Source organism: Rhodococcus sp. R1101 (genome assembly GCF_000278445.1).
Classification (GTDB): domain Bacteria; phylum Actinomycetota; class Actinomycetes; order Mycobacteriales; family Mycobacteriaceae; genus Rhodococcus; species Rhodococcus gordoniae.
Map to the genome: position 1 here is coordinate 1 of NZ_AJVB01000131.1, position 9,112 is coordinate 9,112.

Sequence of the window (9,112 nt, forward strand, 5' to 3'; positions counted from 1 at the left end):
ACTCGTCGATCGCCTCGCGCACCGCGATCTCGGCAGCCTGCCCGGCTGCACCCCAGGTGCTGCGACCCCGCAGGCCCCCCGCGTGGACCTGTCCTTTCCGGGCGTCGCGGACGGCGGCGAGGCTGTCGTCCTCGCCGAGCCGTCCGTAGGTGTAGCCGGTGGGCAGCATGATCATCGACGGCGCGAAACGGTGTCCGCCGGTGTGCGAGCACTCCCACACGTCCTGCCCGAACTCGGCGGTCAGAGCGGCCGCGATCGGACGCCCCAGCACAGCGCAGCACCGGTCCCGTTTGCCGTGAGCGCACACCAGGGCGATCTGGTCCTGCACGGCGGCGCCGAGACCGGGGGCCGGACCTGCGACCACGCGGGGGACGATGTCGAGCAGCTCGGCCGGCTCGGTGATCTCGAGCCGCTCGCACCAGGTGTTCTCCGGTTCGGTACGGGCCAGCAGGACGGTCCGGGTCTCCCGCACCACGTCGCGGCCGGGTCTCCGGATGAACAGGATCCGCACGTCCGCGGCCTTCGCCCGGACGGACAGTTCGTCCGACAACTCGGCGCCGAGGGCGGTGCCGTCGAGCACGTCGCGGCCCCAGCCCGTCGGCACCTCGAGGCACACGTAGCCGGGCGCGGTGGCTGCCGTACCGGGCAGCGGTTCGTCGAGCGCGGACAGTGCGGAACAGGTGGGGGCGGAGATGGTGGTCACGCGGACATTGTGGCCCGGACACCCTCGCGTCGGCTCGGCGCCCCGTGGTGACGGGTCAGCCGCGGCGCAGGCACCCCGCGGTGACCGGTCGGCCGCGGCGCAGGCACCCCGCGGTGACCGGTCGGCCGCGGCGCAGGCGCCGCAGTGCCACACCACTCCACATCCGCAGGAATCCCTGCGACAGGTACGCGAAGCTGCCCAGCGCCAGCACCCACTTGGTGACGCTGACGGTCGAGGCGGCCCGGACCGTCCGGTCGTCGATCCGCGTGCGGTGATCCAGCAGGTACAGACCGACGACGTTCTCCACGTAGTCTCCCGCCGCGGCGACGACCGGCGCGGTCATCAGGATCCGGCGCGTGCTCGGTGACAGCGGACGGTGCTCGTCGAGTGATCGTGCTCCGGCTCGCAGGGCGATCGCGAAGGTCGCCGGGTGCACCATGTCCCAGTGGTAGTGCCGCCGATATCGCTCGATCTCGTCGGGACCGAGCTCGTCGAGGATCTTCCGGTACTTCGAGGCCGAGAAGGTGGTCTGGACGGCGCCCACCGTCGGCGCCGTGGAGCCGAGAACCCGGCCGATGTTCGCCTGGGACACGAGGAAGACGGCGGCAGCACCGATGAGGAAGCGGTCCGCCCGGGTGAGTGTCATGCTCGTGATGCTAAGGCCAGAGGAATCCGCCACCCATGGAAGGGAGACCCGTGCAGATCACCGGAGCAGTCCTGGAGGAGATCGGACGTCGACGGCGGTACGAGGAGTCCACCCCACTCAGCGTCGACCTTCTCGAACTCGACCCACCGGGACCGGGTGAGGCGCTGGTCGAGATCGAATGCGCCGGCGTATGCCACTCCGATCTGTCCGTGGTCGACGGCAACCGGCCCCGCCCGGTGCCCATGCTCCTCGGGCACGAAGCGGCCGGACGCATCGTCGAACTCGGTGACGAGAGCTCCGGCTTCTCCGTCGGCGAGCGGGTGGTCATGACCTTCATGCCCCGCTGCGGCGAATGCGAGGGCTGCGCGAGCAACGGCATCCGTCCCTGCATCCCGGGATCGGCCGCGAACGCTGCGGGGACCCTGCTGTCGGGCGCCCGGCGGCTGCACCGCGACGGGAACGACGTCCACCACCACCTGGGAGCATCGGCCTTCGCGACCCACGCCGTCGTCGACACGCGGTCCTTGGTCGGTGTCGGCGACGACGTACCCGCCGAGGTCGCCGCGCTCATGGGCTGTGCCGTGCTGACCGGCGGCGGCGCGGTCGTCAATGCCGCCCGGCCCCGGGCCGGGGACACGCTCGTCGTCGTCGGTCTCGGTGGAGTGGGCATGGCCGCGCTGCTCGTGGCGCTGGCCCACGACGACGTGACCGTGATCGCCGTCGACACCTCCCCCGACAAGCGCGACACGGCCCGCGCGCTCGGTGCCGAACGCGTCCTCTCACCGGACGAGGCCGTCGAGCAAGGCGTGAAGGCACGGCTGGTCATCGAGGCCGCGGGAAGCGTGCCCGCCCTCGCCACCTCGGTCGCGCTCACCGGGCCGGGAGGCATCACGATCACCGTCGGACTGCCCGCACCCGACGCCCGGCTCGAGATCTCGCCCACCGCTCTCGTCGGTGAGGGCCGCTCGCTGGTGGGCAGCTATCTCGGCTCCGCCGTCCCGGCCCGCGACATCCCCCGGTTCGTGGACATGTGGCGCGACGGGCGACTGCCGGTCGAGCGGCTCGTCACCGACCGTCTGCCGCTGGGCCGGATCAACGAGGCGATGGACGCCCTGGCCGACGGAACCGCCCTGCGCCAGATCCTCACCATGGACTGAGCATCCATTCCATGTCGGTAGTAGTTCAGATGTCGTAGTCCACGACTACCGGCGCGTGATCGCTGATCCTCCGGTCCGGCGCCGGATCACGGTCGGTCCCCGCCGAGATCGTGGTGCGGGCCAGCTGCGGGGTGGCGAGGTGGTAGTCGATCCGCCATCCCGAATCGGATGCGAACGACTCCCCCAGCCACGACCACCACGAATAGGGTCCGTCGACTTCGGGATGCTGCCGGCGGACGACGTCGACGAGCGTACGCGGTGACAACAGCGAATCGAACCAGGCGCGTTCCTCCGGCAGGAAGCCCTCGGCCTGCCCGCGACGCCGCCAGTTCCGCACGTCGTAACGGGTGTGGGCGACGTTGAAATCGCCCATGACGAGGAACTCCCGCCCTCGGGCGCGCGCCGCGAGCCGGGTGCGGGTCAGCTGCCGGGCGAAGGCCGACAGGAACCGCATCTTGCGCTGGTAGCGCACTCCGCCGTCCGGTTCGTCGCGCATACGCCCGGGCTTCTGAAGGTGTGCCGGGAGGCCACCTTTCGGCAGGTACAGCGACGCGACGGTGATCGGCGCGTCGGCAAGATCCACCTCGACGTACCGTCCCTCGTGAGCGAATTCGGCCAGTCCGCGTGCCAGCGGTCCCCGATCGAACTCGACCCGGTCGACATGTTCCTCACCGGGAAGCCGCAGCAGAGCCGTGCCGCTCCAGGTGCGCACAGCGGCCGGCTCGTGGAGGGTCAGGATCCCGACACCGTTGCGGCCGGGCAGGGTGCCCTCGTCGTAGGCGAGGTGATACTTGCCGAAGACACCCTGCGGGATCGCGGCCGCCGGGGCGCGGACCTCCTGCAGGGCCACCACATCGGGGTTGCGCTCACGTAGCCAGTCCTCGAACCCGCGTCGCTGTGCGGCACGGATTCCGTTGATGTTGAAGGTCGCGATGCGCACGATCGTCCAGTCTAGGCAACCGCTCGATCCGTGAGGAACGGGACGACCGCCGCTGCGAAATCGCGGGCACGGTCGCGGTGGATGCTGTGCCCGCATCCGATCTCCCGCACGGAGGCCGAGGGCAGCGCCTCGACTGCCGCCCTCAGGAGTCGCGGGTCGACCATGCTGCCGCGCCGAACACCGCGCAACAGCAGGGTCGGGGCGGCGACGGACGGAAGACGCTGCCACCACGCCGGATTCGGCGTGTGGAACTGGGCGACCACCGAGGGCGTCATCGAACGGTCGAATGCGGTGACCGCGCGCGGGTTGAGTGCCATGCTGGTCGCGGCGTGCCACAACTCCGCAGGAGTCGGACGGTGCGCGGGCACCTCCGGCACCGGATCCCCCTCCCGCAACGGAAGGGGCGTCTCCTCCAGGACCAGCCGCCGAACGAGGCCCGGATGCTGTTGCGCGACAAGCGATCCCACGTGACCGCCCAACGAGTGCCCGACGAGGTCGACGGCATCGACGCCGAGATGGGCGCACAGTCCGGCGACGTCGGCGGCGAACTCACCGAAACGGTACGAGCCGGCCCGGCCACTACGTCCGTGTCCGCGCAGGTCGACGGTGATCACCCGCCGGCCCGCCTTCGCCAGGGATCCGGCGAAGCGGCTCCACGTGCGCCCGTCGCCACCCAGACCGTGCACCAGCAGCACGGGGACGGAACGGGCGGCGGCGGACGTCGTGAAGTCGCGATAGGCGACGGTGACCCCGTTCGGCGCGGCGGTGAGGACCGGAGATCTCATGATGTTCGAGCCTACTCAGTCGTAGACGCCCTCCACCCGCCAGCCGTCGGCACCGAAGAACACCAGCAACGCCCGTGATTCCTCGAGCAGCACCTGCAGGCGGGCGGCGCACCGGGCGGCGGCCGGATCCCACCAGTACTCGTCGACCGGCCACGGACCTGCCCATCCGATCACCGTCCAGCTGCGACTTCCCCATCGCAGCCGAGCAGGTGATCCGCTGAGCAGACCGCGCTCGGTCACCGAGACCGGATTCCCCACGTCGTCGTCCACACGGATCGCGGGAGGGGTGTGCAACACCAGCGCGGGGGCCGGGGGCGGCAGCCGGCCCGGCCAGGGCGCGTCCGGGTCGGAGTGCGGTATCGCCTCCTCGCCGACGGGCACGAGGACGATCCGTTCGGTGGGCCCTCGGCCGCCGCCGAGCACGCCGATCCGGACGGCGTCCCCACCGAGCAGACCCTGCACCCGGACGAGCGCCCGACGTGCCCGTTCGCCCTCGTCGCCGACACCGCCCCACAACCCGAGTTGCAGCGCGCCGGCGGCCACGACCTCGACCGGTTCGAGCCGCAGCAACACGATTCCCGCCGTGGGCCGGTTCGTGGCGCGACCGGTGAGCCACCCGTCGAGCTGCCACCGCACCCGATCGGCCGTGCCCTCGGGGGTGAGCGGCTCGGCGCAGCGCCAGGTGCGTGCGAGTTCCTCTCCGGCCCCGGTACGTGCCGTCACGAGCAGCCGCGTGCACGCGACTCCCGCTGCTGCGAGCCTGGTGTGGAGCAGTTCGGCGAGTGCGCGACCGGCGAAGGCCGCAGCGTCGACCCGTTCCACCGGCGGGTCGCAGGGATGCTCCACCGTCAGGTCCGGAGGAATCGGCCGCCCCGACGGGGGGCGTTCGGGCAGTCCTCGCGCGATCCGGTGCGCAGCGACGACGTCCGCGTCGAAGCGTGATGCCACGTCGACCGGGGACAACGCGGCGAACGCTCCGATGGTGCGGATACCGAGGCGACGCAACAGGTCCACCGTGTCGGCCCGTCGGGGAGCCGCCGGCGCCGGTTCCACCGCGAGATACGAGACGGGCAGCGGTGCGAGGAACTCGGCGCATTGCCCTGTCGGCACCAGCGCATTCCGTCTCGCGGCGAGCACTGCGGTGGACAACTCGTCGGCGATACCGATCTGGCATTCCACTCCGGTCGCCGCGACCGCGTCGATCAGGGCCTCCGCGGCGGCCTCCTCCGAACCGAACCACCGGACCACACCGCGCGCGGCGAGCACCACCAGACCCGGACGCAGCACCTCCACGCCCGGGGCCACCGCATCGATCGCGACCACCACCGCCTCGAACGTCCTCGCCTCCAGATCCGGATCCGAGCGGGCCACATGCAGTTCCGGGCATCGGGCCTGGGCCTCACGCCGCCTCAGGCCGCGCCGGACCCCCGCGGTCCGCGCCGAGGCAGAACAGGCGACGACGCGATTCGCCGAGACCACCGCCACCGGGACGGTCGCGGGCAACTCCGCGGCGGTGGCAGCGGCGACCGCGGGCCAGTCGGGGCACCAGAGGGCCACGACCCGCGCGGGCGCCCGCCGGGAGGACGAGTCGTTCACCGGACCGCTTTACGGAAACGCCCGTCCTCCAGCCGATTCCGCTCCTCACTCGCCCACTCGACGGCACTGCGGCCGGCGCACACCTCCACGCGGGTGGCGCGCGGAGGAAACGCACGCCCGTGCGCCCGGACCGACAGGCGGGTCGCGCACAGCCGGTCCCGGCCGGGACCGTCCACACCCCGATATCCGTCGACCCTCGCCTCCAGGCGCACGTGGGCCCCCTCCCAGCGACCGTCCGTGACCACGAGGACGGACTGCTTGCTCCGCGCCCGGGCGGCGACCGCGCGGGCACGGGACGGGGGAACCGACGCCCCACCGAGCCCCAGCACCACCAGGTCGATCCCGTCGAGCAGCACCGCGGCGATCTCCACGGGATCCGGTCCCGGATCGGGGATCACCGCCAGCCGGTGTAATCGGGCGCCCATCTCCGCGGCGGCGAGCAGGCCCAGCCGGCGCTGACCGATCACGGCGGCGTATCCGCCGGAGGCCGTCACGGACGCGAGCATCCCGAGGAGAAGCGAGGTGGCACCGGAGACGGAGACGACGCTCCCCCGCGCCAGGCCGCCCTGCGGTAACAGTTCCGCGAGAGGATCCGGGACGGACAGGATGCGGTCGGGCGTGGTTCCGACCCCGCCTCGCGCGACGGACTGCCCCTCGCCACGTGCCGGCACCGCCGCGACACGACGCCGCAACGCCTCGATCCGTTCCGCCCGTTCCGCGCGACCCGCTTCCTCGTCGCCCACCGGAAATTCGGCCACCTCGCCCACTGTCACCCCTGTCATCCGCCTGCCGCCTGACACACACGACCGGCCGACCACGGGGAAGTCGTGGCCCGGCTCGAACCTTATTCGAACATACTTTCGATCTTCATCAAGTAGACCCGACCTACCTTCCTTCCGTCAAGTCGACACGCCACCCCTCCGAGGTAGGACTACAGTGCAGCTCACACGCCTTTCGGCCGGGCCGCTCACCTCCGATCGACTACTCTCGATCGAGTGGCGGAGCAGGCGTGGGCAGGACGGACCGTAGGGCCGGATCACTTGGTGGCCGGTCGATATCGGCTCGATTCCAAGCTCGGAGGTGGCGGCATGGGTGCCGTCTGGCTTGCGCGCGACAACCGCCTGGGCCGGGACGTCGCCGTCAAACAGGTGATCTCCACCGCCGACCTCGATCCCGACGAGGCCGAGGATCTCCGCCGCCGCGCACTCCGGGAAGGCCGGGCGGCCGCCCAGCTCGCCCACGAGCACGCCATCTCGATGTACGACATGGCACTGCACTACGGCGAACCGTGGCTCGTCATGGAACACCTGCCGTCCCGCAGCCTGGCCCAGGTGATGAACGTCGTCGACACCCTCCCGCCGTACGTGGTGGCGCAGATCGGCGCGAACGTCGCCGACGCCCTCACCGCCGCGCACGCCGCCGGAATCGTCCACCGCGACGTCAAACCCGGCAACATCCTCATCGCCGAGCGGGGCCGCGACGCCGGCATCGTGAAGATCAGCGACTTCGGCATCGCCCGCGCGAAGGGCGACAACGACCCCGAAGGCGTGATCATCGGAACCCCGGCCTATTTCGCTCCCGAGGTCGCGCGCGGTAACGACCCGACCGAGGCCAGCGACGTGTTCTCGCTCGGCGCGACCCTCTACACCGCGGTCGAGGGGCAGCCGCCCTTCGGTTTCGAGGCCGACTCGATCGCGTTGCTGCACCGGGTCGCCCGGGCGGAGATCATCATGCCCACGCACACGGGTCCACTCACCGAGCCCCTGCTCGAGATGCTCCAGCCCGACCCGTCGCGGCGCCCGACGATGGCGCAGGCACGCGATCTGCTCGCCCGTGTGGCCCTCGGACCGAACGGGTCCGCGGCAGCCCTGCGCGGCCGTCCCATCCAGAACGAGGACGGCACGATCCCGTCGTGGGCGCAACGTTCCGCCCCTTTCGTCGAGCCCTCGCGCCCCCGCAGTTCCTTCGTCGACCGGTCCCTCGGCGCCGCGACGCAGGCCTCCGGAGGCCCGAAGAGGCCGGCGAAGGGTTTCGCCCCGGCGGAGCTGCTCGATCGTCTGCTCCCGAAGGGGCCGGTGCCCGACAACCCGCAGGACCGCATCGTCGCCTATGCACCCCTGGCGATGGCGGCGATGGTCGCGGTGATCCTGGTGGCGCTGCTCGTCGCCGTCGTCATCGCACTGCTCGTCTGATCCGACGCCACGCTCAGTCGATGCGCCGCCGGTGCGCCCAGCGTGTCAGCGCATTGCGGTTGGACTGCTGCGTCTTGCGCAGAACGTTCGACGCGTGTGTCTCGACGGTCTTCACCGAGATCACGAGTTCCTCGGCGATCTCGCGGTAGGTGTACCCGCGAGCCAGCAGACGTAGCACCTCGAGTTCTCGCGGGGTCAGCGAGTCGAGTTCGGGATCGAGGGGCGGTTCCGGGGCGGAGGACCGACCGGTGAACGAGTCGAGCACGAAACCGGCCAGGCGCGGGCTGAACACGGCGTCTCCCCCGGCGACCCGTCGCACGGCGTCGGCCAGATCCGGACCGGAGATCGTCTTCGTCACGTACCCGCGCGCCCCGGCCCGGATGACGGCGATGACGTCCTCGGCAGCGTCGGACACGCTGAGCGCCAGGCACACCGGGCCGTCGGGGATCCGCTGGAGGACGGCGACACCGCCGCCGTCCGGCATGTGGACGTCGAGGAGCACGACATCCGGCTTGGTCGCCTCGATCCCGGCGACGGCCTCGGCAACTCCGCCGGCCTCGCCGACGATCTCCATGTCGGTCTCGCGTCCCAGTTCGGTGCGTACCCCGGAGCGGAAGACGGCGTGGTCGTCCACCAGGAAGACACGATAGGGACGGTTGTTCTCGGTGGCATCGGACGATGTCGCCGGAATCGAAGTCACTGTGTCTGCTCCTCGGGGTGGGGGTCGGTCACCCCCCACTCTAAGGTCGACTCGGTGTCCTGTTCGCGTTCGGCATCCGTCCGGCCCGCGCGCGGCACGTGGATGCGCACCTCGGTTCCCTTTCCGGGACTCGACTTCACGACGGTGCGGCCACCGCGACGTTCGATCCGCGCCCGGATCGACCTGGCCAGCCCCTGCCGGTCGGCGGGAACCTCGTCGGGATCGAATCCGACGCCGCGATCGCGTACGAACACGCTCACCTGATGCGGTTCCACCTCCGCGAACAGGTCCACACTCTCCACCCCGGCGTGTTTGGCTGCGTTGACGAGCGCCTCGCGGGTCGCACCGAGGACGGCGGTCGTCAACGCAGCCAAACACGCCGGGGTGGAGAGT

General features: G+C 71.1%; 10 protein-coding genes. 2 read left to right on the forward strand and 8 right to left on the reverse strand.

All coding sequences use genetic code 11. From position 1 onward, the window contains the following. The coding region (locus R1101_RS0110815) for a sucrase ferredoxin (protein ID WP_016933451.1) at positions 1-703 on the reverse strand (703 nt) is incomplete at its 3' end. Between the two features lie 55 nt (positions 704-758). Next, complete coding sequence (locus R1101_RS0110820; RefSeq protein WP_016933452.1) at positions 759-1,349, reverse strand: hypothetical protein; 591 nt, start codon at positions 1,347-1,349, stop codon at positions 759-761. A gap of 50 nt (positions 1,350-1,399) precedes the next feature. Here R1101_RS0110820 and R1101_RS0110825 point away from each other — a divergent pair, with 50 nt between their 5' ends. Then, a complete protein-coding gene (locus R1101_RS0110825; RefSeq protein WP_026003135.1) occupies positions 1,400-2,506 on the forward strand; it encodes an alcohol dehydrogenase catalytic domain-containing protein in 1,107 nt (368 codons plus the stop codon). A gap of 25 nt (positions 2,507-2,531) precedes the next feature. On the opposite strand, the gene R1101_RS0110830 is transcribed toward R1101_RS0110825, so the two are convergent. Genes R1101_RS0110830 through R1101_RS0110845 form a run of 4 tightly spaced genes read right to left on the reverse strand, consistent with a single transcriptional unit; the run spans position 2,532 to position 6,594 of the window. Continuing rightward, a complete protein-coding gene (locus tag R1101_RS0110830) occupies positions 2,532-3,446 on the reverse strand; it encodes an exodeoxyribonuclease III (protein ID WP_016933454.1) in 915 nt (304 codons plus the stop codon). 11 nt (positions 3,447-3,457) lie between these two features. Beyond that, entirely contained in the window at positions 3,458-4,231 is a 774-nt protein-coding gene (locus R1101_RS0110835) for an alpha/beta fold hydrolase (protein WP_016933455.1), read from the reverse strand. Positions 4,232-4,246: 15 nt separating this feature from the next. Beyond that, positions 4,247-5,827 carry a DNA polymerase Y family protein gene (locus tag R1101_RS0110840; protein ID WP_016933456.1) on the reverse strand — a complete coding sequence of 527 codons (1,581 nt, stop codon included), beginning with the start codon at positions 5,825-5,827 and terminating at the stop codon, positions 4,247-4,249. Next, positions 5,824-6,594, reverse strand: coding sequence for a hypothetical protein (locus R1101_RS0110845; protein ID WP_016933457.1), 771 nt, complete (start codon positions 6,592-6,594; stop codon positions 5,824-5,826). The genes R1101_RS0110840 and R1101_RS0110845 overlap by 4 nt, the downstream gene beginning before the upstream one ends. 321 nt (positions 6,595-6,915) lie before the next feature. On the opposite strand from R1101_RS0110845, the gene R1101_RS0110850 reads away from it, so the two are divergent. After that, positions 6,916-8,019: a serine/threonine-protein kinase gene (locus R1101_RS0110850; RefSeq protein WP_232284728.1), complete on the forward strand. Its 1,104-nt coding sequence runs from the start codon at positions 6,916-6,918 to the stop codon at positions 8,017-8,019. A gap of 13 nt (positions 8,020-8,032) precedes the next feature. Here the strand turns inward: R1101_RS0110850 and R1101_RS0110855 are convergent, their stop codons facing one another. Further along, positions 8,033-8,719 (reverse strand): response regulator, encoded by a 687-nt coding sequence (locus R1101_RS0110855; protein ID WP_016933459.1) that lies wholly within the window; start codon positions 8,717-8,719, stop codon positions 8,033-8,035. Next, positions 8,716-9,112 (reverse strand): sensor histidine kinase (locus tag R1101_RS0110860; protein ID WP_026003137.1); only part of this gene is annotated, 397 nt, incomplete at its 5' end. The genes R1101_RS0110860 and R1101_RS0110855, both read right to left, overlap by 4 nt.

Excerpts from the sequence above, each read along its gene's own strand:
- R1101_RS0110820 (WP_016933452.1), bottom strand. The coding sequence starts at position 1,349 with ATGACACTCACCCGGGCGGACCGCTTCCTCATCGGTGCTGCCGCCGTC.
- R1101_RS0110835 (WP_016933455.1), bottom strand. The coding sequence starts at position 4,231 with ATGAGATCTCCGGTCCTCACCGCCGCGCCGAACGGGGTCACCGTCGCC.
- R1101_RS0110850 (WP_232284728.1), top strand. The coding sequence starts at position 6,916 with ATGGGTGCCGTCTGGCTTGCGCGCGACAACCGCCTGGGCCGGGACGTC.